This is a genomic window from Limnobacter sp. UBA7229 (assembly GCF_002473065.1).
GTDB classification, from domain to species: domain Bacteria; phylum Pseudomonadota; class Gammaproteobacteria; order Burkholderiales; family Burkholderiaceae_B; genus Limnobacter; species Limnobacter profundi.
In genome coordinates, this window is sequence record NZ_DKTN01000017.1 from 66,888 (window position 1) to 91,469 (window position 24,582).

Below are 24,582 nucleotides of genomic sequence, written 5' to 3' on the forward strand. Positions count from 1 at the left end.
ACGCATGAACGACCCACTGGATTTCTATCATCAGGTTTGGCCCAACCACTCCGACTATGCAAAACGCTGGCTTCACCGTTTTCCACAATGGGACAGCACCGAGCACGATGAAGACCACCTTTTGAACTGTATTGAAACCTGGCTGGAGAAAGCGCGCGAGTTAAACGACGAAAAAGCCCTGATGGCAGAACTTCGCCTGGTTCGGCAACGCAGCATGATTGAAATCATGCGCCGCGACCTGCAAGGCAAGGTGGACCTGTTCGAAGTGACAGAGGCCTTGTCCTTTCTGGCCGATGCCGCCGTACAAATTGCACTGAAATTCAGCCACAAAATGCAGGCAGAGCGTTTCGGCGAGCCCGCCGATGGTGATTGCATGATGGTGGTTGGCATGGGCAAGCTGGGCGGTCTTGAATTGAATGCATCCAGCGACATCGACCTGATTTTTTTGTACAACCAGGATGGAGAAACCCTCGGAGGCCCCACGGGTAAAACCCAATCCCATGCAGAATTTTTCACGCAGGTGGGCAAACGGGTCATCAAGATTATTTCGGAAGTGACTGACGAAGGTTTTGTATTCCGGGTCGACATGCGCCTTCGTCCAAATGGCGATTCTGGCCCACTGGTGGTGAGCCTGGATATGCTGGAAGAATACTTTGTGGTGCAGGGCCGCGAATGGGAGCGCTACGCCTGGATCAAGGCCCGCGTGGTGAATTGGGCAGTGGACCCGGCTCAAGATGCCGCTTTTCAACAAAGCCTGGACAACCTGAACAACATTGTCCGCCCCTTTGTATTTCGCAAATACCTGGACTTCGGGTCCATTCGCGCCTTGCGAGCACTGCATGTGCAAATTCGCAATGAGGTGAACAAGCGGGAAAGCCAGCACCCAGGCTCGGTGCATGTCAAACTGGGGCGCGGTGGCATTCGTGAAATTGAATTCACGGCACAGGCTTTTCAGCTGATTCGTGGCGGGCGCGAACCCAAGCTGCAATTGCGGCGTACGGTCGATGTGCTGGAAGTGTGCGTGGAATTGGGGCTGATCACCAAAGACGACCACGACAAAATGGTGGCGGCGTATCGCTTTCTGCGCAACCTTGAACACCGTCTGCAATACGTGGACGATGCCCAAACCCACCGCCTTCCTGCCAGCCCGACCGAGGTACTGCGCATTGCACGATCCATGGGGTTTCAAGACCCGGGCAACTTCATGAAGGCCTTGAACCGCCACATGGATTACGTGGCCAGCCACTTTGATGTGGTGTTTGGCGACAAACAGGAAGACGAAGAAACCCCCAGCCTTGAATTGCCTTGGGCAGACACCCTGACCCAGGGATTCACCAACCCCAAAGCCGCACAAGACCGTTACCAACACTTGATTGAATCGAGCCGGTACCAGGCTTTGCCCAGTGCACATCGGGAACGGGTTGACCGCTTGATGCCCACTTTGCTGGCGGCAGCAGGCGCTTCCTCAGCGCCAGACTCCTGCTGGCGTTACTGCTGCGATCTGATTGAAACCGTGTCGCGGCGCGGGGCCTACCTGAGTTTGCTGGATGAATACCCCATTGCCCGCATGCGGGTCAGCCGAATGCTTGCGGCCAGCCCTTGGGCTGCCAACTTTTTGATCAAACACCCGCTGTTGCTTGATGAGTTACTGGACAGCCGAACCTTGCTGACACCACCCGACTTCAAACAATGGAAGCAACAGCTGAGAGACCTGCTGGACCAAGCCAAACTGCCCGACGGGCAGCCCGACCTTGAACGGCAAATGGATCTGATTCGGGAGCAGCACCATGCACAACTGTTCAGGGTGCTGACGCAGGACCTTGAAAATCTGCTGACTGTTGAGCATGTATCCGATTTGCTGTCCGAACTGGCCGATTGCACGCTTGAGATTATTCTGGAACGTGCATGGGACCAGTTGCCAAAACGGCACCGCGCACAACCGCGATTTGCAGTGGTGGCTTATGGCAAACACGGCGGCAAAGAGTTGGGCTACTCCTCCGACCTGGACCTGATTTTCCTGTTTGAGGATGAGGATGACCGCGCGCCCGATTTGTACGCCCAACTGGCCAAGCGCATGAACCGCTGGCTCACCACTCAAACCGCAGCAGGCACCTTGTTTGAAACTGATTTTCGCTTGCGCCCCAACGGCGAGGCAGGCTTGCTGGTGAGCAGTGTGGAATCGTTTGAAGATTACCAACGCCGCGAAGGCGGAGTGGGTGCGTGGTTTTGGGAACACCAGGCACTGACCCGTGCCCGTTTCTGCGTGGGTGATGTTGAAATTGGAAAAAAATTCGAGACGCTGCGGGAAGAAATTTTACAACTGCCCCGCGACTGGAATAACGTCAAAAAAGAAGTGATTACCATGCGCCAGAAAATGCTGGATGGACACCCCAACCACACCGAGCTGTTTGATGTAAAACACGATTTGGGTGGCATGGTCGATGTGGAATTCATGGTGCAGGCCTTGGTACTGGGCTTCGCCAACAAGTACCCTGAACTGACCAAGAACAAAGGCAATATCGCCCTTTTGAAAAAAGCAGGGGAACTGGGGCTGGTGCCGGCTGAGCTTGCCAATTATGTGGCTGATGCCTACCGACAACTGCGGGCCAAGCAACACGCCTTGCGGCTGGCAGGACATGACAAATCACGCACCAGCGACCCAGCATTAATGGTGATGCGAAAACCCATTCGGAAGCTATGGGAAACTTTGTTGGGGTGAGGTTTCTATCTACACAGATAGCATAGATTTTTTTGTTCAGTTACTCATCTGTTTGCACGATGAGGTATCTGAACTTACAGGCATGAAACACTGAAAACTCAAGATTTTCAAGTCCGCTCAAGCAGATCAATAAGACGCAAATAACGCGGGTCAGAGGTCAGGTCAGGCTTAGTTTCTGAAATTAATGCAAGAACTTTCGGTAACTCATACGCAAGGGGGCCGAGCGTATCTGGCGTAATTCTGTTCATTAAGTCCAAAGTCTTTTCCGGAAACAAGACCGTGATCGGCTGCTCGCCAGCGGCTTCCCTTATGAAACGATATAGTGAGTGACTATTTGTCTCCAAGGGCACCAAGAATTTTTTCACCGCCTCATAGACACTTGGAAAATTCACCCCAGTCTCGCCAAGTAAATTAACCCACGCTTCAGTGGCTGCCATAGTCCTATATCGCCGCTCTCTTGGCCAATCTTCTTCAATCAATGGAAGAACGTGTTTATTCCAGTCATTCTCCTTGTGACGTCCCACCTGGCTCAGCCAGAAGATAAATTGATTCCGGGTACTTTCCGACATTGCCCGAAGAATTGAACGCATTTCATTACACGATAAACCGTAAGACTTATCCCAAGCAAAAACCCGCAACCAACCTAGCCACCGGGCAGCTACATTTGCTAATTTGCCACCCCAAGAAAACTCTTCAATCTTTGGGAAAAGTCCAAGTAACTGCGGTTTAATTATTTCCAACAAAGGTGGGCTAGGTATATTCCCACTATGTAAGAATCCGTTCCATGCAGCTTCTGAACGAGGATGTTGGAAATTCAGCATAGGAATCAACTGCGTATTGCTCCAACCTGGATCGATGAACATCAACCAGTTGAGCCTTCGGCAAGTTACTGAAACCGCATGATCCGAGCCTTCCCCAACTGCCGAAAAAAGACGTTCGACACGAGATTTGATGTGCCCCGGAATAAGCGAACCCGCCTCCAGCTTTTCTACCGTCACGACACGGAAAAGAGCTTCCGTACACATACCGATGGGACCATTAATTGCATGATCATAAGTTCGCCGGGATTGTTGAATGACTTTTCCCCTCAAAGTCACTTCACCACGGCTACTCCCAGTAGCGTCTGCTCCGCCACTCATAATTCCATCAACGATGTGATCGTACAAAGCCCAACCTAGGGCTTCATCAAACTTCAGAATGACATTAAGGTTCTTTTCAAACCATCGTCCCAATGTAAAGCGGAGTTCTACTATCAGCGAATGAGGTAAACGCGATAATCGCCTCAAGAAAACCAGCCTTAACCGCGGCCTTACTTCCTCGGGAAAGTGATTGATCATTTCCGACCAGAAATCTTCCCGGAACTCCCCCTTTTTTCCAGAAATTGTAAGCGCCGCAAGTGCCTTTCTCGGATTGGATTTAACCAAACCAATAAACGGTCTTTTATCGGTGAGACTAAACAAATCCCGCTTTGACGCCTCCTTGGCTTTACTAACCAATTCCCCCACTGGAAGGCTTAAAATTTCATCTGGATTTTCGTCGGTGGACACCCATCCGCCTGAAGAGCCCTGTTTGATTGCAATTGATGAAGCCCAGCTTTCACGCCATTCTGGAAGCTTTTCGATCAATTCTGCGAGTTTTTTAGTATGGTCTACCGTTAGCTCACATCCGTGTAATTGAATATATCTTGCGTAGCTGGCGGCAGACTCATCTCGTAATTTAGGATATTCATCATCAGACCAGTAGGAGCGCTTGTCAGGCCCTTCAAGAATTCTCTTCATCAATCGACTTTTATGATCAATAGAGAACTCATGCCATCGATCAATCAGCAAGAACACAAGCTCTCGAACCAGATCGCTATCCCAGAAAATTTCTTGCTGAATACACAACACTTGCTCAGCAACATAATCCGCTTCAAATAATTCTACTTTGTTAAACGCATACAGCTTTAACCTTCCATAGAATAAAGGATCTGCAATTGGCCAAGTCGTTACATGCGCACGGGCTAACTCTGGATATTCCGCAACCATCCGGTCAAAAAGCTGGATGAACCAAGTCACAGATTGCGCACTTTCTTCTACATGAACTTCCCCCTCAACATCTCGATCAGGGTAGCAAGTAGGTAGCTCAAAATTGTAAATATCCCTATCGATATCCTTAAGCAGGCCTGACACCACCCTAAACTGCGCCTCAATGATGCCAAATACTTCAGGCAAGACCTCATCAGGTACTTCTACATCTTCGTTATAACGCTCAAGGAACTTCACTTCGAATTGACCTAGTCCTCCGAGATCAACATGCTGCCAATCGTCCTGAGGTGGTTTAGCCTTACTCAAGCCATAAGGCGCTTTAACATCCAACCTTGGAGTTGCAAATTTTCGGAAGTCCCTCAGAACATGAGAAGTCCAGCCTTCACTTGCAACTTTGTTTTTGAAATCGAACCAATTCCGATCTTGATGAGCCCTATTTCGAGGATCACGTTGCGCCTCAAGAATCAGATTCCAAATATGTCGAGCTCGCGAATGTAAATTTTTTGAACGTTCGATTTCCCCTCCAAGTTCTCTCAACAATCGGGGATGTATACCTGTTTGACGAATCACCCACCAAGCCAGCACCGGACTATGAATGGACTTAGCAAACCATGTAATCAAGTGACCTAACCTGGCAGAAAGCGGCTCAAAACCTTCAGGCCGCCTTCCACCTATCCGGTGAAAATCATGCGGATTGCCATCTCCCTCTCTCCAAATCAAAAGATCGTCGTTGTTAACAGGTGATTTATTTTTATCATCAGAAAAATCTTCTAAATCGTCATCAAGGCCGTAAGCCGCCCTGGGATCAAAAACCTCTGTATCTTCACCATACCCCTCAACCTGCTCCGCGGAACGCACCATCGCATCCATCACACACACCCATTCTGGATTTGCAGCTGGATCTGCCTGGGAGAATAATTTCGCGCCCTGTACCGTGCGTAAAACATGTGCTACTTGCCCACGCTCATGAGCCGCCAAATCTTTTGGGTCTTGTTGAGTCTTGGCGATCACCGACTCTCGCCATTTACGAGGGTCATCAGCGCGTTCAGCCCAAGCTTGTATGCTCTCCCACAACTTTGGAAAATCAGGAAAGGCTATCGCCGTTACACCAAGATCATGCCACTTTGCTTCTATTTCTTCAGGAGGACCTTTATCAAACGCATACAACCTGGATCGGTCATATTTTCCATCATGGTTAAGGCCTTGTAGGAGGTATTTAATCGGTGGGTCTTCCGCTTTATAGCCTAGCAACACTACGGTATATCGACCCAATAGATCTCGAATAAATTTTGTCGCCCAACCTTCAGAAAGATAGGCTCGACCAAAATCTGCACTACTCAGTACATATGGATGACTTTCAGAATCAGGGTCTTGCAACTTTCCGTGCAGATATGTAATACCCTCGATACTTGAACCGTATCCAAGATCAGGAAAAGCTGGCGGTTCATATGTGTGCTCCTCTTGATCGCGCCCCTCAAACAAGCGATCAAAATTAGTGGTTACGATCTGCGGAATTCCTTTGGCGCTTTTAGAAATTCGCTTGATCAACCCATGCTCATGTCCAATCTTGCCGGAAGGCTTGGCACTTAGCCGTCTTGCCACCAACTGATTAACTTCATGTTTACCGTACTCCATATGGAGAAGATTGAATATCTGGTCTAGTGGAGTTTTTAAGGAAGACTCGTTCCCTTTCTGTTTTTCATCCAACCAAGGCTGAAATGCAATCCTGATTTCCGAGTCAGCTGAAGGGTCAAAGAAATTGATTACGCACTCAGTAAGTTTTACAAAATCAGGCATATTTGACGGTACAGATACTCCCGCACCGCAAAGAAACACCACACGACCCTCATCACAACGATTCAAAAGTATGTCGGGAATGATCGGGCCGTCAGCGTGGAATCTCATAACTTGAATTGAATCACCAGTTGTTTGAATAGATCACAATAAATCTAGTTTCCCAGAAATTCTGCTCTTGCGTGCACACCTCGTAGCGTCACTACACTGCTATCACACTGTAACTTCACCAACTCAAACTACCAAGTTAGACAATCCGGCCAGACTATCTGCCCGCGCTCAGAATTCATTCCAATATTCGTCAAAAATAAACACATTCAAACGCATTCTCAAACAAATATTTCGTTGCCGAAGTAACGCCTTTTTGCTTGTTCAGGTAGCAATGCCCTTGCAGCGCCATTCAAGAAAGCCTGCCCTTGTAGTCGATTCACCTCCCGTTCGGCAACGCCGGGAGCGCAGCCCGCCCGCTTTGTTAGCGGGGGCGCTCAGGGTGGTTAATCGTCTTCAAGGGGGAACTCAGGCTTTCTGGCGCAAAAGGGTATGCACCTGAACAAGTAAACGTAGACGCATTACTTCGGCACAGTCACTTGGTACATGCGCTTTTGAAGGGTTCCGGTTTTTCGAGCCAGGAAAGGTGAATTTCTGCGTTTGTCAAAATAGCGTGGCGCTGGCAACATGCCCGCCATGCGCGCCGCCTGGTAACTGTTTAATTGTGCGGCACTGACACCATAGTGGTGTTTCGCACCAGCCTGCGCACCATACACGCCATTGCCCCACTCCACCACATTCAGGTACACCTCCAGAATACGGCGTTTGTCCCAAAGCGCCTCAATCATCAAGGCGATGACCAATTCCTGACCTTTGCGAACATAGCTTCGCTTGCTGGTCAAGAACAGGTTCTTGGCCAATTGCTGGGTAATGGTAGAACCACCGTGTGTCACCCTGCCGCGTCTCTCATTGCGCTTGATGGCCAGTTGGATCGCTTCCATTTCCACACCCTTGTGGGTCATGAACCCGCTGTCTTCAGCGGCGATTACGGCACGCTTTAAATTCAGGGAAATTTTGTCGTAAGGCACCCACTCGTGTTTAAGCTGAAAACCAGGCTCGGTCTTGCGAATTTCAGCCAAACGGGTTTGCATGAAACTGGTGCTGCTGGGGTTCACATGCGTCCACACCGCAATTTGTGCCAAATACCAAAGCTGCAACAACACGACAGCACAAAACCCCCAAAAGAAAATTCGCCACAGCCAAACCAATGGATTCAGACTGAATTTACGCTTGCTGCCGCCAGGAGAGGATTTTCTGCGCGCCATGGTCATTGTTGTTTTGCTTTGGCAAGCAAGGCTTGCCGAACTTTGGTTAAGGTTTCAAGTGCATTGGGTGACTGCCCGGTCCACACCTCAAAAGCGAGTTGGGCTTGAAACACCAACATACCCAAACCATCGCTGCATGGTAAATCCAGCTTGCTGAGAGATCGAATGAACGCTGTGGGCTCGGCGGCATACATCATGTCGTACACCAGCACGGCACGCTCGTACCAATCCGGGTGAAGTGCGGGTACGTCCCCTTTCAAACTGCTTGAGGAGGCATTGACAATCACGACAGGCGTACCGGGCAAATCAAAATGTGATGGCGGTGTATCCAGCCCGCCACCCGCCGCCGGAAGGTCAATGGCCTCCGCACGCTGCGCCAGCTGGCGCGCTTTGTCCACAGTTCGGTTAAGTACCGTAAGGTGCTGAACACCCGCTTGCTGAAAAGCCGCAACGCAACCACTGGCAGCGCCACCAGCACCAATCATCAATACCTGGCATTGCTCCAGGTGCAAACCCAGGGTATTTAACTGCCGGTTCAAATCGCGGCACAAGCCGCCGCCATCGGTGTTATCCGCCAGCACCGTGCCATTGGCATTGAATTTCAGAGTATTGGCTGCCTGCGCAAATTCAGCCGCGGGTGTCAGAGAATTGGGTGAGGCACTGGCCAGTGCAAAGGCGTCCAGCTTGAAGGGCACGGTCACGTTGGCCCCTTTCACACCAGCCGCTTGCAGCGCAGCCACTGTTTGCGCAAATCCATCCAAGGGCGCCAGCACGCTTTCATATTGCAGGGGCAAACCAAGCTGCGCTGCAAAATTGGAATGAATGAAAGGCGACATGCTGTGTGCAATTGGATTGCCAATTACAACGTAGCGATCTGCCTGATGGATTAATGCATTCAACACGAAATCTCCATGCCCTTAGTACTCTGTGCTGATGGTGTCACGGCTGAACACCCAAGTGCGGGTAATCGCCAAAATATCGGCCTTCTGTCGCATCTCTGAAGGGAAAGGCGGAAAGGGTGTCGACATTCTTAAAATTCTCAATGCGGCCCGGTCCAGCACGGCTGAGCCCGAGGAACGGTCTACCTCCACGTCTTCCAGCGTGCCGTCTGCGCGCACATAGGCCGTCAACCTCAGCTTGCCGTAAATACGGCCCTTCAGTTCATCGGGGTAATTTGCATTGCCCACCTGTTCTACTTTGGCGCGCCAGGCTTCCTCGTAAATTGCAAAGGCATAGGGCGAGGTGCGTGGCGAGAAAAAATGCTTGCGAGGACGCTCGTTGTAGCTTTTGATGTTGTCGGCAATTTGAGCCTGCAACCGTTTTATTTCAAGCGCGCGCTGGCTTTTCGGATCATTGCCAGGGCGAGTGTCCAACAATTCGTTTTGCGGTGTGGTGCGCAACTCCGCACCGGCCAAATTTCGCTGCAAGGCCTCCAGTTCCTTGAGCCGCTCCTGGCTGGCAATCAGTTCGCGCTGGTTGACCTTGTCGTCGGCTTGCCCGGGCAAGGTGGTCGCTCGGCCCTTGTCGGCTTGCCCGCCACCATCCAGCGCAACCTGTGCAAGCACCTTGGCGTCGGTGGGTGTTTTTTGCGATTGCGCGTTCACCAAAATCACCTCAAGCGGACGGCTAAAAGCGGTGTCTGCTTTAGGTTTTGAGAAATGCACCAGCAACAACAAGGCGTGAAGAAACACCGACAACACCAGTGCCTTTTTCAGGTTTATCTCGCCAATTGGTGCACGCAGCGAATTCAAGCCGCTGAACCTCCCACGGAATCGTCAGGCGGACTCAGCCCCTCTGACTCACCTGCATCAACCACAGCCACTGGTGCCTGCGGAAGTTCAATTTCCTCTTCCTCATCATCATCGAGCAAACGTGTGGGCGTTCCTTTCTTCAAAGCAATCAATTTGCAGGAAACAGTCAAGGTGAGTTCATCCACCTGATCCAACTCAACCTCAACCTGCACGCCGCGGCCTGGCGAAGTAACGCCCACCAGACGAACAAACAGGGGAATGTCGTCCAGGCGCACCAGTTCGTCTTTCACCACCACACCGTCAAACTGCTTGCGGCCCTTTTGCTGAATCCAGCGCAGGCACCAGTAGCGTTCCATGCTTTGCTGAAATTCAGCATAGGCTTTGTAAGTCACATCAAAACTGTTCACTGCTGATAGCAATTCCGCATCGGTTGCGGTGTACACCGGTGGTTCCTGGCGAAGCAGCGAAATCAATTGCTGCTGGTTCACCAAATCAACATAACGGCGCAATGGCGACGTACTCCATGCGTATTGCGGCACGCCCAAACCCACGTGTGGGGCAGCATGGGTCGACATTCGCACGCGACCCATGGGCGGCTGCACACGATAAATGCCGGTGACCTTGCATTCGTCCAGCATGCCACCCCATTCACGGTTCACGTAAATCATCCACTCGGCCACCAACAAATCCAGTGGTGCATCGCGGCGGCGTGGTTGAATTTCAACGGTTCCGTCATCGCTCACATAGAAATTGAAATCAATGCGCGTGTGCTTCTCAGGCTGCCCGCGCACAATTTCGCGCTCCATTCGCAGCACACACGAACTTTTCCACAGCATTTTCAATGCTGGAAAAAACTCGCCCACCACCTCAAGCGCATGCAAATCGGGGTCTTCCAATACCTCTTTGGACAAAGCCGCATCCAGGTGATTGTGGCGCAAGTTCGCTGCCATGGGCACTTGCTCAATGGCGCTGTAGGGCTCGTTGATCAGTTCACCAGTTTCAGTACTTACTTCAACGTAAATACTGACCGATGGAACGGTACGCCCTTCAGCCAGGGTGGCCAGTTCAACCACCTGACCGGGCAGCATGGTGATTTTGTCACCGGGCGCATACACAGTGGACAGGCGCTCGCGGGCCACGCGGTCATAGGGACTGCCGCGCGAAATCAAGAGCGCAGGCGCTGCAATGTGCACGCCAATGCGCGCGCGTTTTTCATCCAGCCACACAACGCTGAATGCATCATCAATTTCCGTGGTTGAAATGTCATCAATCGAGAAAGCACGCACATTGGCCACGGGCAACTCTGCCAACTCGGCGGGCACTTCGGGCGCAGGCAAATCAATTTCCGGCCCTTTGGGAAAATACACCGCCGCAAAACGTGCGCGCATCATTTCATGTACCGATTTGAAGGCACCACATTCAATCAACAACACATCGGGCGACCGGCCGGCTTCTGTGCAGGCCAACATCAATGCTTTGTATTCAGCGCTGTTTTTATCCGGGCGCACCAGCAGTGTGGCTGCCTGTTTTGCAAAACCATCGGGTAGTTCACGGCGCACCAAGGCATCGGCCCAAGCCTGTTGCTGCTCAGCCGCCAAGCGCTTTTTCTCCAGACCCGCCAATGCAGCCTGCAAGATTTCTGGCGGGGCTGCACGGTACATGCCCTTGCCTTTGCGATGAAAATGAATGGGCGCAGCATGCAAAGCCGCAAGGGTAGCTGCCTGCTGCACCACGGTGGGCTTTTCGCCAAAATATTCCTGGGCCATGGCTGTGAAATCAAACTCACCTTCAGGCGAACATTCCCACAAAAACTCGGTGTCCACTTCTTTGGCCAAGGCCTCAACCTGCGCATGGAACTCAGCACATTCCAACGCATCAAACTTCAGCATCACACTGTTGGATTTCACCTTGGTGCGCTTGCCATGCAAGGTTTCGACCTGATAGGCGTTGCCCTGCTCTTGAAGCACTCGGCCCACTTTGAAGGCTCCGGCCTCTTCGTAATACAAATTCATCAACTGTCCTAAAGATAGTGTTCAAGTTGGGGCAGGAATACTTCCATCACCCACAACGGTGTTCTGTTGGGCTTGCGCGAAAAGCGCGCACAACGGGCGTACCACACACGGCCGTTGCCCTGTCTGTTCATCTCGGCTTTCATCGCCGGGGGCAACAAGCGTTGCACCCAAGGCTGCTGCAAAGGCAAACGTGCAAAATAAAGTTTGCCCCGCTTTACCTGCGGGTCGGAAAACAACACCGTGCCCAATGAGCGGGTGCCCAAACCCCGCCAAAAATGCCAATCATTCACTGGGCCATCCATTTCAACCAAAGTTTGGGCCAGCACCACAGGCGCGTTGTTCACATGCAAACGCACCAGTCTCTGGCGCATCATTTGCCCTGTTACACTTTGCCCCCTGGCGCCAGGCCCGTGTTTGATCAACACCTTGGCTTGCACAACAGGCTCTACTTTAAACCCTTGGTTCAGGCGCACCAAACGCTGGGTGAGCGAACCGGGGGTACTCACCCAGTTTCGGGCCCACACAGGCCAGCTTGGCGGGCAATGCCTGCTCCATGCGACACCACCGCTCATGGCAAACCCACAGCCAGTTTCACGAAGGGCAATATTTCATCGAAATCGCTCAAGGCGTGATCAGAACCGAGGAGGTGAAGTTGGTGTGCACCGAGGTAACGCGCCAGCATGGTGTCACAGTTCAGCACCTCATCGTCACGCGCAGCCACCAAAAAGTAACGTTGCGGGTTTGTCAGGCTGGTTTGCTCCATGGCTTTTAAATCGCCCAGGTAGGCGGGTACAAATTCGATTTCTTCATCAGAAAAATACACTTTCTTTTTGCCGATTTGGTCTTGCAAATCGTCATAAGGCTTGATGGCCGGGTTCAACAACACAATCGAAGCCTGAGCGTACAATTCGCCCAACACCGTGGCGTAATAACCGCCAAGAGAACTGCCAATAAAGGTTAATGACAACTCGGGCTGGCTTTGCAAACGCGCATCCAGGTGCTGCTCGATCATGGCCATGGCCCGCGCAGGCGAGGCCGGCAAATCGGGCACCCACAAGTTGCTGCTTAAACCAGCTTGGTCAAAACAATCGATCATCTTCTGGGCCTTTACAGACCTGGACGACGAACGAAAACCATGCAGATACACCACCAGGTCAGCTACGCCTGAAGTGCGCGCAAAGCCGCCGGGGCTATTGAGGGCAAATGGCGTCAAGCCCGCACCCGTGTGGCCAAGGCTTCGATCAGCTTTTGATGAATGCCGCCAAACGAACCATTGCTCATGGCCACTACCCAGTCACCGGGCTGCGCCAGGGAAACAACATGGTCGATCACTTCGTTCAAGTCATCGCTGGTGAACAGCCGCTCGCCCACGCTGCCCAAAGTATCACGCACATTCCATTGAATGCCCGCGGTGTAACACACCACAGCTTGCGCTTCGTCAAATGAAGCTGGCAGGGCTTGTGCAAGTGTTCCCATTTTCATGGTGTTGGAACGGGGCTCAAACAGCGCAATCAAGTTGCCCGTGGGTACACCCGCCCCTGCAGCAATTTCTGTCATTCGGGCTTTCGCACCCTCCAGCGTGGTGGCAATGGCGGTGGGGTGATGCGCAAAATCGTCGTACACCTTGACACCCGCCGCTTCGCCGCGCAATTCCATGCGGCGCTTTACACCCGGGAATTCGCTCAAAGCCTTGCATGCATCCGTTACCTTCACGCCAACAGCATGCGCAGCAGCAATCACCGCCAAGGCATTGTTCACATTGTGCAAGCCCGACCAGTCCCATTCCACCAGGCCTTTCGCCTCTCCATTCATCAACACTTCAAATCGCGAGGCACCCAACACGCGGGCTTGCCAGGGGGCTTCATCGCCATTGGCGGAAAAACGCTCAACTGGTGTCCAGCAACCCCGTTTCAGTACTCGCTCCAGTGACTCGGTATTGGCAGGACAAACCACCCTCCCTTCCGACGGCACGGTGCGCACCAGGTGGTGAAATTGGGTTTCAATCGCAGCAAGATCGGGGAAAATATCGGCGTGGTCAAACTCCAGGTTGTTCAACACAGCCACCACGGGGCGGTAATGCACAAACTTGGAACGCTTGTCGAAGAACGCAGTGTCGTATTCGTCGGCTTCAATCACAAAGCAGTCGCCCTGCCCCAGTGTGGCCGACACACCAAAGCCACCCGGCACACCGCCAATCAAAAATCCGGGGTTCAAATCCGCCTGCTGCAACACCCAGGCCAACATGGAACTGGTGCTGGTTTTGCCATGCGTACCCGCCACAGCCAACACCTTGCGACCGCGCAAAATGTGTTCGCCAACCCACTGCGGGCCACTGGTGTAAGCCAGCCCCTGGTTCAAAATGGCTTCCATCAGTGGGTTACCGCGTGAAACCACATTGCCAACTACCCACAGGTCAGGCTTGATCGCCAGCTGTTCCACACCAAAACCCTCGGTCAATTCAATACCGGCTTGGGTTAGCTGGGTGCTCATGGGAGGGTAAACATTGGCGTCGCAACCGGTCACGGTGTGGCCCAGGGACTTGGCCAACTGGGCGACACCGCCCATGAAGGTGCCACAAATCCCGAGAATGTGGATGTGCATTCTTTCTTCCTTTCAGAACAAGCCCATATTGTAGTGCCTGTGAATTTGGATACACTGCCGGTATGGAAGAATTCTTCGCCCCGCAAGACGAACTTCGCATAGAAATTGCGATGACCGCCGCCCGATTGATCGCCGAGGAAGGCTTGGACTACGCCACTGCACGCAATCAGGCCGTGAAAGCCCTCTTTGGAAAACAGCGTGTGCCCCGTGAACGGCTTCCCTCCGATCAAGACATACAAGACGAACTGCGCGCCTATCAAGCCCTGTTTCAAGCCGACAGCCAGCCCGGTGAATTGAACGAATTGCGCGAAGTTGCACTCCAATTCATGCAAGGAATTCAGCAATTCGAGCCCATTGTGTATGGTGCGGCCGTGAATGGTACAGGTAGCGCACATTCAGATGTTCACATCATTGCCTTTGCCGACGACGAAAAAGAAGTGGATTACTGGTTGTTAAACCAAAATATCAATTTCGACGCCTGCGAAGACGCCTTGCTGGCTGGCAAATCATTCCCCGCCGTGGCCTTTCGCTGGAAACAGCGTTGGTTTCAATTGGGCGTGGCCAGCCCGGTACAACGCCGTGGCCTGCTTAACAGGCAAGCACCTGACGGAACCCTTTTTCAAACTGATACAGCGGGCTTGACCCGTTTGATAAGCCAAATAGAAGCACCATGAAAAACAAACTCATCCCCATCGTGACCGCGGTTCTTGCCTTGGCAATTGGCCTTTATTTTGGGCTGAAACCACAAAGTGGTCCTGATTACCCATTAAGTGGTTATACCTTTGACACGCCCCAAGGCGGATCTCTCGACCTTGGCGCATTGAAAGGAAAGGTGGTTGTTCTTAACTTCTGGGCCACCTGGTGCCCACCCTGCGTGGAAGAAATGCCGGAACTGGACGAGCTGTACCCGCAGCTTCAGGCCCAGAATGTGGAACTGATCGGGATCGCAATTGATTCTGCCGGTAACGTACAGCAATTTCTGCAAAAAACACCTGTAAATTACCCGATCGTGCTTGCAGGCATGACAGGTACAGAACTTGGAAAAGCGCTCGGCAATCAACAGGGCGGATTACCATTTACAGTCATTTTGGACGAAAATGGTAATGAATTGTTGAGAGAAGCCGGCAGAATACAGATGAGTACTATCACTAACGCACTGCAACGTTAAAATCGGGTATGCTCACGCAACGCCTGATTTGGGCGAACCGCGAAGCAAGGTTCACCAATGCCCTCCAAGGTGGAAAATAATTGATTTTCAGTGCACACTAAACGAAGTTAGGCTCAATTCACCTCGCGCTTGGTTGTGTACTGCCATACAAAACCAACCTCCCTAGATGGAGCAAGTAAATGGACCTCAGAAAGCTAAAAACATTGATCGACCTGGTCGCCGAATCTGACATTTCCGAACTGGAAGTGACCGAAGGCGAAGGCAAGGTACGAATTGTCAAAAGCCAGCCCCAGTACACCATGGCCATGCCGCAGCAAATGATGCAGCAAGCACCAGCAGCCATGGCTGCACCCGCTGTCGCAGCAGCAACGCCTGCAGCCACAGAGGCACCGGCAGCGGCACCAGCCGATGCCGGCCACAAAGTAACTTCACCCATGGTGGGCACGTTTTACCGCGCACCCAGCCCCGGCGCCTCCAATTTCGTTGAAATTGGCAGCACTGTGAAGGAAGGCCAAACCATCTGCATTATTGAAGCCATGAAGTTGCTCAACGAAATTGAGTGCGACAAGTCAGGTGTTGTGAAGGCCATCCTGGTCGAAAACGGTCAACCCGTGGAGTTTGGTCAAGCTCTATTCGTCATTGAATAGAACAGGAGCCGCCACCATGTTTGGAAAAATATTGATCGCCAACCGCGGCGAAATAGCCCTGCGCATTCTGCGCGCCTGCAAGGAAATGGGCATTAAAACCGTGGCGGTGTATTCCACCGCAGACGTAGACGCCAAGTATGTAAAGCTGGCCGACGAATCGGTGTGTATTGGCCCCCCCAGCTCCAAAGAAAGTTACCTGAACATTCCAGCCATTATCAGCGCCGCCGAAGTCACTGATTCTGAGGCCATCCACCCCGGCTACGGTTTTCTGTCCGAGAACGCCAGTTTTGCCGACCGTGTCGAAAAAAGCGGATTTGTGTTCATCGGCCCCCGTGCTGAATCCATTCTGCTGATGGGCGACAAAGTGTCTGCCAAGCGGGCCATGATCGCAGCCGGTGTGCCTTGTGTACCCGGCTCAGAGGGTGAATTGCCCGACGATCCACGTGAAATCGTGAAAATTGCACGCCAGGTGGGCTACCCGGTCATTATCAAAGCTGCGGGCGGCGGCGGTGGGCGTGGCATGCGCGTGGTGCACACCGAAGCTGCATTGCTGAATGCCGTCACCATGACCAAAACCGAGGCAGGCTCGGCTTTCAACAACCCCGCGGTTTACATGGAAAAATTCCTTGAAAATCCGCGCCACATTGAAATCCAGATTCTGGCCGACGAACACAAAAATGCCGTCTGGCTTGGTGAACGCGATTGCTCCATGCAGCGCCGCCACCAAAAGGTAATTGAGGAAGCACCGGCGCCGAACATTCCACGCCGCCTGATTGAGCGCATTGGTGAACGCTGCGCTGAAGCTTGCCGCAAAATTGGGTATCGCGGTGCGGGCACATTCGAGTTCCTATACGAAAATGGCGAGTTCTACTTCATCGAGATGAACACTCGCGTACAAGTTGAACACCCGGTTACAGAGATGATCACCGGCGTGGACATTGTGCAGGAACAAATTCGCATTGCCGCTGGCCAGAAACTGCGTTTCCGCCAACGTGACATTGAATTCCGTGGCCACGCCATCGAATGCCGAATCAACGCGGAAGACCCATTCAAGTTTGTGCCCTCACCCGGTCCAATCAAAAACTGGCATGCGCCGGGCGGCCCCGGGGTGCGCGTAGATTCCCATGTGTACAGCGGTTACAACGTGCCTCCTCACTACGATTCCATGATTGCCAAAGTGATTACTTACGGCGAAGACCGCAAGCAGGCCATGGCCCGCATGCGCCAAGCACTTGCCGAACTGGTAGTCGACGGCATCAAAACCAACACAGCCTTGCACCGTGAATTGATGGAAGACGCCCGCTTTGTGGAAGGCGGCACCAGCATTCACTACCTTGAGCACAAACTGGAAGCACGTTTCAAGTAAATGAACCCACAGGCCACACCGCTGATACAAGCCAAACTTACCCTGCCCTTTGAGCAAGCCGATGAAGTTTCCGACCTGCTCATGGAGCTGGGGGCCTTGGCGGTCAGCCTGGAAGATGCCAATGCAGACAGCGAAGACGAACAACCCTTGTTCGGCGAGCCCGGCATGGAGCCGGAATCAGCAGCGTGGAATTTAAACCATGTGGTGGCCCTGTTTCGCAACAAGGCCGAAGGTGAACAAATTTTCGGTGAAATTCCAGCTGAATTGCTGGGAGATGCTGAAATTGATTACACCGAAGTACCTCAGGAAGACTGGGTTCGTTTAACCCAATCCCAATTCGACCCAATCCCAATTTCAGCTCGCTTGTGGATTGTGCCCTCCTGGCACGAACCTCAAGACATCGACGACCGAATCAACCTGGTGCTCGATCCCGGCTTGGCCTTTGGCACCGGTTCACACCCCACCACCGCGCTGTGCCTTCGCTGGCTCAGCGAATTTCCGTTGAAAGGGCAAAGTGTGCTGGATTACGGCTGCGGCTCGGGAATTTTGGGTATTGCTGCACTTAAATTGGGAGCGTCTGAGGCCATCGGCGTGGATATTGATCCCCAAGCGGTCGACAGCACCGCCTACAATGCGGGCAACAATGGCGTTGAAATGCCCTGTGGTTTGCCCGACTTTCCACTGGCCAAACGTCAGTTTCCTGTGGTAGTGGCCAATATTTTGTCGAATCCATTGAAAGTGTTGGCGCCGTCTCTGTGCAACCACGTGGAAGCGGGGGGGCAATTGGTGCTTTCTGGCGTGTTGGCCCGACAGGCTGAAGAAGTGATTGCGCATTACCGCCAATGGATCAAGCTGGCAGTGTGGGCAGAGCGCGATGGCTGGGTATGCCTGCATGGCCAAAAAGCCGCTGACTAAGCTGGCAACCAAGTTGCCAATTAATAATGCTGCCTTTGACGGGCAAGGTTAAACTAGTGCCATGAGCCTTGCCACACGCTGCCCCAACTGTAATACCTTGTTCAAAGTTACCTCTGGCCAACTGCAAATGCACGAGGGCAAGGTGCGTTGTGGTCATTGCCAAACGGTGTTTTCCGGCATTGAACACCTTACGTCAGCCGACACCGAAGCCTGGCAAAAGCTGGACCTAAGCCCCAGGCAAAGCGACGACAACCACACCAGCGACCACAACCTGACAGGCGGAGACGGGACCGGCTCTGAGGCCTTGTTCGCCAACACAGCACCCACCAAACCACTGCTGAATTTCAACCAAGGCAACCCTGCCCTGAAAACCGCCTGTATTGCACTGCTGCTGGCGCTCGGTGTGCAGGCGCTGTGGTGGCAGCGCATAAACCTGTTGCAAGAAACGCCTGAAATAGCCAAGCACATCAACAATGCAGGGCCCGCCATTCAACGGCTGTTTGCTAGCCCTGCCACCCAAGCTTTGCGCGTTGAAGGCAGCGGCCTGCAAGCGCTGGATGAGCACAATTTGCGTGTTGACCTGACCTTGCACAACCCACTTCCCCTGCCCGCCCGATGGCCCCACCTGAAAGTGGAATTGCTCGACCCGCAAGGCCTTGTACTGGCCAGCAAATCGCTGAGCCCCGGCGACTACCAACTGCGTGACGAGAATGCAGCCAGCCAGGCACCATTGATAACTGGCAAAAAAACCGTGGAAGTACTGGCATACTTGAACTTGAGCACCCTAAACACACAACTACCCGAAAGCGCCGCGACTGGCTTTCGGCTTGAATTATTCGACCAAGGCCCAAGCGAACAATAAACGCCAAGCCAATTTTTAAATACTGGACTGTTTCACAATGAATTCCCCAACCAACACCAAACGCGTTTTAATTTGCGGCTCTATCGCATTCGACACCATCATGGTGTTTGAAGGTCGTTTCAAAGACCAAATCCTGCCCGACCAGGTACACATCTTGAACGTTGCATTTCTGGTTCCAAGCCTTCGCAAAGACTGGGGTGGCTGCGCAGGCAACATTGCCTACAGCCTGAACATGCTGGGCGGCAAACCAGTACCCATGGCCACCATTGGACATGATGCCGGTGGATACTTTCAGCGCCTGCAAACCTTGGGCATTGAAACCAGCTGCCTGAAGCAAATTGGCGAGGAGTTTACCGCGCAGGCTTTCATCACCACCGACCTTGACGACAACCAGATTACTGCCTTTCACCCAGGTGCAATGAGCCACTCACACCTGAACAAAGTGAGCGATGCAGGCGACATTGCCTTGGGAATTATCGCCCCCGATGGCCGGGACGGCATGATGCAACACGCCGAGCAGTTTGCGGCAGCGGGCATTCCATTTGTATTTGATCCGGGCCAGGGCCTACCCATGTTCGGCAAACCCGAACTTGACCGTTTTTTGGAACTTGCCACCTACACTGCTGTCAATGACTATGAAGCCAAAATGTTGTGTGACCGAACAGGCCTGACCTTGGAGCAAATTGCCGACAAGCTGGAAGCGCTTGTGGTTACACGCGGTGCGGAAGGTAGCTGGGTGTATACACAGGGTCAACGCCACGACATACCATGCGTTAAAGCAGAACGCATTGCCGACCCCACCGGCTGTGGCGATGCGTACCGCGGCGGCTTGCTCTACGGCCTTACGGAAGGCATGGGCATTGTGAATGCGGCCAGGCTGGCCAGTTTGATGGGTTCACTGAAAATTGAAGTGAAAGGCCCCCAAACCTACCAGTACAGCCGGGAAGAAATTGCGTCCAGGTTTACCGCCGCTTTTGGTCAACAACCCTGGTAACTTGAAAGGAAAATCAAATCATGGCCAAGTCAATTCAGTTCAGTTTTAGAAGCACCGGCGCAGTGGCCCTGATTGCGCTCTCCGCGCTTGCAGGTTGTGCCACGCAAAGCAGCTCGGGCCAGGTGTACCGCGAAGGTGAAACCCGCCGAGCGCAAATTATCGAGCAAGGCACGGTTGAAAGCGTGCGCATGGTGACCATTCAAGGCGACACCAACGGCGTGGGTACGGCTGCTGGCGGTATTATCGGTGGTATTGCGGGCAGCAATGTGGGCGGCGGTAGTGGCCGCGCAGTGGGTGCAATCGTGGGTGCAGTGGCTGGCGGTGTGGCCGGTCAAGCCATTGAGCGCAACGCGTCGACTCGCCAGGGTCTTGAAATCACCGTTCGCATGGACAACGGCACCCTGCGCGCTTATGTTCAAGATGCAGCGGGTGAAGACTTCCGTCCCGGCGACCGCGTTCGGGTTGTAAGTGGCGGTGGTACTTCACGCGTTACACGCTAAAAAGCTACAAGGTTCCAAGCCAAATGAAAAAGAGCACTTTCACAAGTGCTCTTTTTTTATCTTCATTCAATAGAATCAAAAACCTGGCATCAGGCTTTGCAGCACCATCATCACAATTTGCAAAATCAGGAAAAATACCAAGGGCGATAAATCTACATTGCCAATGGTGGGCAATACCCTGCGCAGCGGCTCCAGAAAAGGGCGCGACAATTCATTCAAAATGGATGCGATTGGCGAGAACGGATTCACCCAACTCAAAACCACCTGAATCAACACAATACCCATGAGCAGATAGGCCACATTGCGCAGCACCCAAAAAATGGCAATGGGTATGGTCAGGGTAATCAGCGCGCCCACACCGGGCCCGCCGCTGGAAAGCCCAACCGTAAGCAGCACCAACACAATGTGAAGCACAAAAGACACCACAAAAGCACCAAAAATGGAGGCCCAATCAATGCCACCATAGCCAGGCACGCCCTTGCGCAGCGGCTTCACCAGCCAGTCGGTCATTGAAAAGATAAAGGGCGACAAAGGGTTGCTTGGGTGTATACGCACCCACTGCATCAATGCGCGCAGCAACAGACAAAAAGCAAGCAGGCTGGCGGCTGTTTCCAGCAGTAAGCGCAGAATATCGATTAGAAGCATAGTGAAGCGTTCAGCAGGTTAAGGCCTTGAGCCGGTTGGAAATGGCCAGGTGGTTGTAGCCCCCTTCAATTTTCTGGGCTTTGCGGCACCCGACCTGCGGCGACGCGCGGGCTTGTTGGGCGTCAGCAGGGCCAGCGGTGTTACCTCAGAAGGAGAAAGCGCTGTTTTGGAAGGTTTGCGGGTTGTAGCCACCGGGCGCGCCTTGCTTTCAGGCGTTTCTGCTTTGGCATCCGTAGCCTTTGTGGCTGGCTTTACAGCCGACTTGGTCAAAGGCTTTGTTGCTGGTTTGCTGGTTTCCTCGGTTGCTCGCTTGGTTGCAGGCATTCAGGAACTCCTTTCAATTCTTCAAGGACAGCCGTACAGTTTAACGATATGACCTTGAATATTCAAGAAATAAGACTTTGAACAACACAGGAGACACCCATGAGCCACGTACCGGAACAACTACACAGCGTAAAAGCAGGCGAGCGTTACCGACACTACAAAGGTGGCCTGTATGAAATTATCTGCCAGGCTATTCAGGAAAGCGATTTAAGCCCCGTGGTGGTGTACCGCCCCCTGAGTGGCGACACACACACCGCCTGGACTCGGCCTATGAATGTATTTTTTGAAATGGTACAGGTGGGTGAACGCATGACCCAGCGCTTCACCCTCGTTGACAGCGACAATTAAATTCAAGCCACTGCCTTCAACCTCGGCTTGGCCCTGTTCCCACCAGCCTTTGCTGGCTCAAACACCAAACCGGGCTCATCCACCGGGTCTTCCAGCAAGGTTTTGGTGTCGTGGTAATAGTCTTGCCGATTGTGCCAGGGGTGGGTCTCGCCCTGGCGGGGCAACTGGTCAGCCACGCGTTTCAAGTAGCCTGAATTCAAGCCGCCCAATACTGTAAAGCCTTCCACTGGTTGAACATCGGCTGTTTTGGCCACCGCCACGGCGTGGCCCTTCTTGTCCATGTAGTTCAGTAATCGGCACACAAAACCGCTCACCAAATCCGATTTCAAGGTCCATGAAGCATGCGTGTAGCCCAGAACAATTGCTGCATTGGGCAGGTCTTGAAGCATGGCGCTTTTGTAGAACATTTTTTCACTCAGGTTGACTGCCTTGTCATCCAGCGAAATCTTCATGCCGCCCACCATTTGTACGTTCAAACCAGTGGCAGTCACGATAATGTCGGCCTCAAGAACCTCACCCGAGTTCAACTCGATGCCATTGGCTACAAACTGCTTGATGGTGTCTGTGGCCACACTGGCTTTACCACTTCTCAGGGCTTTGAAAAAATCACCATCGGGCACCAGACACAGACGCTGATCCCATGGCATGTAGTTGGGTGTGAAGTGCTTGATGTCCACATTCGAACCCTTCAACTGCCTGCGCATCATGGCAATCAAAAACCGCCGCACCACTTCCGGCTTGCTTTTGCTGGCCTTGAACATGAAGTGCGCCAAACCAATGGTACGCGTGCGGTTCAGCTTGTAGGCCAGTTTGGAAGGCAGGGTTTTCTGAAGCACTTTGGTGAGTGCATCCACGGAGGGCAATGAAAAAATATAAGACGGCGAACGCTGCAACATGGTGATGTGCTCAACCTTGTCGGCCATGCTGGGGATGAGCGTAACGGCTGTTGCACCACTGCCAATCACCACCACTTTTTTGCCGGTGTAGTCCAGGTTTTCTGGCCAATGCTGTGGATGAACAATCAAGCCTTTGAAGTTTTTCTCACCCGGAAAATCGGGACGATAACCCTGATCGTAATTGTAGTAACCCGCACAGGCCATCATGAATCTGGCGCGGTATTGTTCGGGTTCGCCAGTCGCTTCATTCACGGTATTGATCACCCAGCGCTGTGCATCACTGTCCCAATTCGCATCGCTTACCTTTCGCTGAAAGCGAATATGGTCGAATACCTTGTTTTCGGTGGCGGCCTCGTGCACATAGCTGCGAATGTCATTGCCTTGCGAGAAAAAGTGGGCGTTTTTCCAAGGCTTGAACTTGAAGCCGAAACTGAACATGTCGGAATCGGATCGGATACCGGGGTAACGGAACAGATCCCAAGTGCCACCTATGGTGGTGCGGCGCTCGAGGATGGTGAACTTTCGGTTGGGGCATTCCTTTTTCAAATGGCATGCAGCACTAATGCCTGACAAACCTGCGCCAATGATCAAAATGTCTTCGTCGAATATCGCCATGGTGTCTCCGTGTGGTTTTTCTCTTTTTTTATTGTGCCGATTTTTTCAGACCTGAAAACAGCGTTTGCGAATCCCCTCCAGATTTGTCCGAATTTATCAAGTGCATTGAAAACTCAGGGTAAACTGGCCAGCACTGGCAGTGCTATAAATACTCCACCCCACTTTCAAAGAGGAACACCATGCCGTCTATTCAAGCCAAAGTGATGAACAAAATTGCAAGCATTGCCCTGAAAAGCTACCGGGGCAACGGTGCCGGTTTTGTGCGCAGGTTCCGCATGGTGACAGCCGCATCCAACCTTCTGGCGCCAGTTCCCAAAGGCTTGAAACACATCAAAGGCGCTTTGGGCGGCGTACCTGGCGAGTGGCTGATTCCCGTCAATCCCAAGGGTGCTCTGCTTTACATTCACGGCGGAGGATTTGTGGCGGGTCACCCACCCATGTACCGCCCTTTTTGCGGTGCCTTGGCCAATGCGCTTGGATTTCGAGTGTTCATGCCTGATTATCGCCTTGCGCCAGAAAACCCGTTTCCAGCGCCATTGGACGACTGCATTGCTGCCTTTGAAGCGCTGGTGGCCGACACACCCACTGGCGAGCCAATTTTCGTGGCAGGCGATTCCGCTGGCGGCAATTTGGGATTGGCAGTGCTGCAACATGCATTGAAGAAAAAGTTGCCCGCGCACGGCGGCCTGCTGATTTCGCCAGCCACCGACATGCGCCGCCTGTCACCTTCCATTGAAGGCAATGACAAAACCGACAGCATGTTGTCTTCCCACATGATTGAACATGCCGCCAACTTGTACATGTGCGGTCATGACCCCGCCGATGAACGCGCATCGCCCTTGCTGGGCAAGCTGAAAGGCCTGCCACCACTCATGGTGACCGCCAGTGAAGACGAATGTTTGCTGGACGATTCTGTGTTACTACGCGATGCGGTAGAAAAAGTGGGCGGGCAAATCACCTTACTCACCCGCCCCGGCATGCCGCACATTTGGCCCACGATGAATATTGCTTTGCCGGAAGCGAAAGAAGACTTAACCAAGATCATTCGGTTTTTCTCGCCGCTGGTGAAGGGCATCTAAAACCGC

General features: G+C 52.7%; 22 protein-coding genes. 11 read left to right on the forward strand and 11 right to left on the reverse strand.

The window, feature by feature from the left end:
• The first annotated feature begins 4 nt into the window (after nucleotides 1-4).
• Entirely contained in the window at nucleotides 5-2,719 is a 2,715-nt protein-coding gene (gene glnE, locus B4C79_RS09985; RefSeq protein WP_291739174.1) for a bifunctional [glutamate--ammonia ligase]-adenylyl-L-tyrosine phosphorylase/[glutamate--ammonia-ligase] adenylyltransferase, read from the forward strand.
• A gap of 107 nt (nucleotides 2,720-2,826) precedes the next feature.
• Here glnE and B4C79_RS09990 read toward each other — a convergent pair whose 3' ends face one another.
• From B4C79_RS09990 to mpl, 8 genes are all read right to left on the reverse strand, one after another.
• The gene (locus B4C79_RS09990) at nucleotides 2,827-6,651 is read right to left on the reverse strand and encodes an SIR2 family protein (protein WP_291751476.1); all 3,825 of its coding nucleotides are present in this window, start codon (nucleotides 6,649-6,651) and stop codon (nucleotides 2,827-2,829) included.
• Nucleotides 6,652-7,109: 458 nt separating this feature from the next.
• Nucleotides 7,110-7,859, reverse strand: coding sequence for a monofunctional biosynthetic peptidoglycan transglycosylase (gene mtgA / locus B4C79_RS09995; protein WP_171100501.1), 750 nt, complete (start codon nucleotides 7,857-7,859; stop codon nucleotides 7,110-7,112).
• The gene (gene aroE, locus B4C79_RS10000; protein ID WP_291751479.1) at nucleotides 7,856-8,755 is read right to left on the reverse strand and encodes a shikimate dehydrogenase; all 900 of its coding nucleotides are present in this window, start codon (nucleotides 8,753-8,755) and stop codon (nucleotides 7,856-7,858) included. The genes mtgA and aroE overlap by 4 nt, the downstream gene beginning before the upstream one ends.
• Nucleotides 8,756-8,770: 15 nt before the next feature.
• On the reverse strand, nucleotides 8,771-9,604 hold the full coding sequence (locus tag B4C79_RS10005; protein ID WP_291739510.1) for an energy transducer TonB: 834 nt from the start codon (nucleotides 9,602-9,604) through the stop codon (nucleotides 8,771-8,773).
• Complete coding sequence (locus B4C79_RS10010) at nucleotides 9,601-11,616, reverse strand: ribonuclease catalytic domain-containing protein (protein WP_291739509.1); 2,016 nt, start codon at nucleotides 11,614-11,616, stop codon at nucleotides 9,601-9,603. Before B4C79_RS10010 ends, B4C79_RS10005 begins: the two co-directional genes overlap by 4 nt.
• Nucleotides 11,617-11,624: 8 nt before the next feature.
• Nucleotides 11,625-12,188: a chorismate--pyruvate lyase family protein gene (locus tag B4C79_RS10015; RefSeq protein WP_171100508.1), complete on the reverse strand. Its 564-nt coding sequence runs from the start codon at nucleotides 12,186-12,188 to the stop codon at nucleotides 11,625-11,627.
• Nucleotides 12,185-12,829: a YqiA/YcfP family alpha/beta fold hydrolase gene (locus tag B4C79_RS10020; protein ID WP_291739508.1), complete on the reverse strand. Its 645-nt coding sequence runs from the start codon at nucleotides 12,827-12,829 to the stop codon at nucleotides 12,185-12,187. The genes B4C79_RS10015 and B4C79_RS10020 overlap by 4 nt, the downstream gene beginning before the upstream one ends.
• Nucleotides 12,826-14,217: a UDP-N-acetylmuramate:L-alanyl-gamma-D-glutamyl-meso-diaminopimelate ligase gene (gene mpl / locus B4C79_RS10025; protein WP_291739507.1), complete on the reverse strand. Its 1,392-nt coding sequence runs from the start codon at nucleotides 14,215-14,217 to the stop codon at nucleotides 12,826-12,828. The genes B4C79_RS10020 and mpl overlap by 4 nt, the downstream gene beginning before the upstream one ends.
• Before the next feature lie 62 nt (nucleotides 14,218-14,279).
• Here mpl and B4C79_RS10030 point away from each other — a divergent pair, with 62 nt between their 5' ends.
• The 8 genes from B4C79_RS10030 to B4C79_RS10070 all read left to right on the forward strand — a co-directional run bounded on the left by B4C79_RS10030 (nucleotide 14,280) and on the right by B4C79_RS10070 (nucleotide 20,669).
• A complete protein-coding gene (locus B4C79_RS10030; RefSeq protein WP_291739506.1) occupies nucleotides 14,280-14,891 on the forward strand; it encodes a UDP-N-acetylmuramate--alanine ligase in 612 nt (203 codons plus the stop codon).
• Entirely contained in the window at nucleotides 14,888-15,385 is a 498-nt protein-coding gene (locus B4C79_RS10035) for a TlpA disulfide reductase family protein (RefSeq protein ID WP_291739505.1), read from the forward strand. The genes B4C79_RS10030 and B4C79_RS10035 overlap by 4 nt, the downstream gene beginning before the upstream one ends.
• A 179-nt stretch (nucleotides 15,386-15,564) precedes the next feature.
• Nucleotides 15,565-16,032, forward strand: a complete 468-nt coding sequence (gene accB / locus B4C79_RS10040; protein WP_105027231.1) for an acetyl-CoA carboxylase biotin carboxyl carrier protein — start codon at nucleotides 15,565-15,567, stop codon at nucleotides 16,030-16,032.
• Nucleotides 16,033-16,048: 16 nt separating this feature from the next.
• Nucleotides 16,049-17,398 carry an acetyl-CoA carboxylase biotin carboxylase subunit gene (gene accC, locus B4C79_RS10045; protein ID WP_291739504.1) on the forward strand — a complete coding sequence of 450 codons (1,350 nt, stop codon included), beginning with the start codon at nucleotides 16,049-16,051 and terminating at the stop codon, nucleotides 17,396-17,398.
• The gene (prmA, locus tag B4C79_RS10050) at nucleotides 17,399-18,313 is read left to right on the forward strand and encodes a 50S ribosomal protein L11 methyltransferase (protein ID WP_291739503.1); all 915 of its coding nucleotides are present in this window, start codon (nucleotides 17,399-17,401) and stop codon (nucleotides 18,311-18,313) included. It abuts the gene before it with no gap.
• Nucleotides 18,314-18,374: 61 nt separating this feature from the next.
• Nucleotides 18,375-19,175: a zinc-ribbon and DUF3426 domain-containing protein gene (locus B4C79_RS10060; protein ID WP_371133790.1), complete on the forward strand. Its 801-nt coding sequence runs from the start codon at nucleotides 18,375-18,377 to the stop codon at nucleotides 19,173-19,175.
• Between the two features lie 37 nt (nucleotides 19,176-19,212).
• Complete coding sequence (locus B4C79_RS10065) at nucleotides 19,213-20,169, forward strand: carbohydrate kinase family protein (RefSeq protein WP_291739502.1); 957 nt, start codon at nucleotides 19,213-19,215, stop codon at nucleotides 20,167-20,169.
• Nucleotides 20,170-20,189: 20 nt separating this feature from the next.
• Nucleotides 20,190-20,669 carry a glycine zipper 2TM domain-containing protein gene (locus B4C79_RS10070; protein ID WP_291739501.1) on the forward strand — a complete coding sequence of 160 codons (480 nt, stop codon included), beginning with the start codon at nucleotides 20,190-20,192 and terminating at the stop codon, nucleotides 20,667-20,669.
• Nucleotides 20,670-20,744: 75 nt separating this feature from the next.
• Here the strand turns inward: B4C79_RS10070 and B4C79_RS10075 are convergent, their stop codons facing one another.
• On the reverse strand, nucleotides 20,745-21,314 hold the full coding sequence (locus tag B4C79_RS10075; protein ID WP_105027235.1) for a YggT family protein: 570 nt from the start codon (nucleotides 21,312-21,314) through the stop codon (nucleotides 20,745-20,747).
• An 18-nt stretch (nucleotides 21,315-21,332) separates the two neighbouring features.
• Nucleotides 21,333-21,638, reverse strand: a complete 306-nt coding sequence (locus B4C79_RS10080) for a hypothetical protein (RefSeq protein WP_105027236.1) — start codon at nucleotides 21,636-21,638, stop codon at nucleotides 21,333-21,335.
• A gap of 99 nt (nucleotides 21,639-21,737) precedes the next feature.
• Between B4C79_RS10080 and B4C79_RS10085 the strand changes: the two genes are divergently transcribed.
• Nucleotides 21,738-21,986: a DUF1653 domain-containing protein gene (locus tag B4C79_RS10085; RefSeq protein ID WP_291739500.1), complete on the forward strand. Its 249-nt coding sequence runs from the start codon at nucleotides 21,738-21,740 to the stop codon at nucleotides 21,984-21,986.
• A gap of 2 nt (nucleotides 21,987-21,988) precedes the next feature.
• Here B4C79_RS10085 and B4C79_RS10090 read toward each other — a convergent pair whose 3' ends face one another.
• The gene (locus B4C79_RS10090) at nucleotides 21,989-23,497 is read right to left on the reverse strand and encodes a flavin-containing monooxygenase (RefSeq protein ID WP_291751482.1); all 1,509 of its coding nucleotides are present in this window, start codon (nucleotides 23,495-23,497) and stop codon (nucleotides 21,989-21,991) included.
• 179 nt (nucleotides 23,498-23,676) lie between these two features.
• On the opposite strand from B4C79_RS10090, the gene B4C79_RS10095 reads away from it, so the two are divergent.
• On the forward strand, nucleotides 23,677-24,576 hold the full coding sequence (locus tag B4C79_RS10095; RefSeq protein WP_105027238.1) for an alpha/beta hydrolase: 900 nt from the start codon (nucleotides 23,677-23,679) through the stop codon (nucleotides 24,574-24,576).
• The last annotated feature ends 6 nt before the right edge of the window (nucleotides 24,577-24,582 follow it).

Coding starts and splice junctions, on each gene's coding strand:
- glnE (WP_291739174.1), top strand. CDS start 5: ATGAACGACCCACTGGATTTCTATCATCAGGTTTGGCCCAACCACTCC.
- B4C79_RS09990 (WP_291751476.1), bottom strand. CDS start 6,651: ATGAGATTCCACGCTGACGGCCCGATCATTCCCGACATACTTTTGAAT.
- mtgA (WP_171100501.1), bottom strand. CDS start 7,859: ATGACCATGGCGCGCAGAAAATCCTCTCCTGGCGGCAGCAAGCGTAAA.
- B4C79_RS10010 (WP_291739509.1), bottom strand. CDS start 11,616: ATGAATTTGTATTACGAAGAGGCCGGAGCCTTCAAAGTGGGCCGAGTG.
- B4C79_RS10015 (WP_171100508.1), bottom strand. CDS start 12,188: ATGAGCGGTGGTGTCGCATGGAGCAGGCATTGCCCGCCAAGCTGGCCT.
- mpl (WP_291739507.1), bottom strand. CDS start 14,217: ATGCACATCCACATTCTCGGGATTTGTGGCACCTTCATGGGCGGTGTC.
- B4C79_RS10030 (WP_291739506.1), top strand. CDS start 14,280: ATGGAAGAATTCTTCGCCCCGCAAGACGAACTTCGCATAGAAATTGCG.
- B4C79_RS10035 (WP_291739505.1), top strand. CDS start 14,888: ATGAAAAACAAACTCATCCCCATCGTGACCGCGGTTCTTGCCTTGGCA.
- accB (WP_105027231.1), top strand. CDS start 15,565: ATGGACCTCAGAAAGCTAAAAACATTGATCGACCTGGTCGCCGAATCT.
- accC (WP_291739504.1), top strand. CDS start 16,049: ATGTTTGGAAAAATATTGATCGCCAACCGCGGCGAAATAGCCCTGCGC.
- prmA (WP_291739503.1), top strand. CDS start 17,399: ATGAACCCACAGGCCACACCGCTGATACAAGCCAAACTTACCCTGCCC.
- B4C79_RS10060 (WP_371133790.1), top strand. CDS start 18,375: ATGAGCCTTGCCACACGCTGCCCCAACTGTAATACCTTGTTCAAAGTT.
- B4C79_RS10065 (WP_291739502.1), top strand. CDS start 19,213: ATGAATTCCCCAACCAACACCAAACGCGTTTTAATTTGCGGCTCTATC.
- B4C79_RS10070 (WP_291739501.1), top strand. CDS start 20,190: ATGGCCAAGTCAATTCAGTTCAGTTTTAGAAGCACCGGCGCAGTGGCC.
- B4C79_RS10075 (WP_105027235.1), bottom strand. CDS start 21,314: ATGCTTCTAATCGATATTCTGCGCTTACTGCTGGAAACAGCCGCCAGC.
- B4C79_RS10080 (WP_105027236.1), bottom strand. CDS start 21,638: ATGCCTGCAACCAAGCGAGCAACCGAGGAAACCAGCAAACCAGCAACA.
- B4C79_RS10085 (WP_291739500.1), top strand. CDS start 21,738: ATGAGCCACGTACCGGAACAACTACACAGCGTAAAAGCAGGCGAGCGT.
- B4C79_RS10090 (WP_291751482.1), bottom strand. CDS start 23,497: ATGGCGATATTCGACGAAGACATTTTGATCATTGGCGCAGGTTTGTCA.
- B4C79_RS10095 (WP_105027238.1), top strand. CDS start 23,677: ATGCCGTCTATTCAAGCCAAAGTGATGAACAAAATTGCAAGCATTGCC.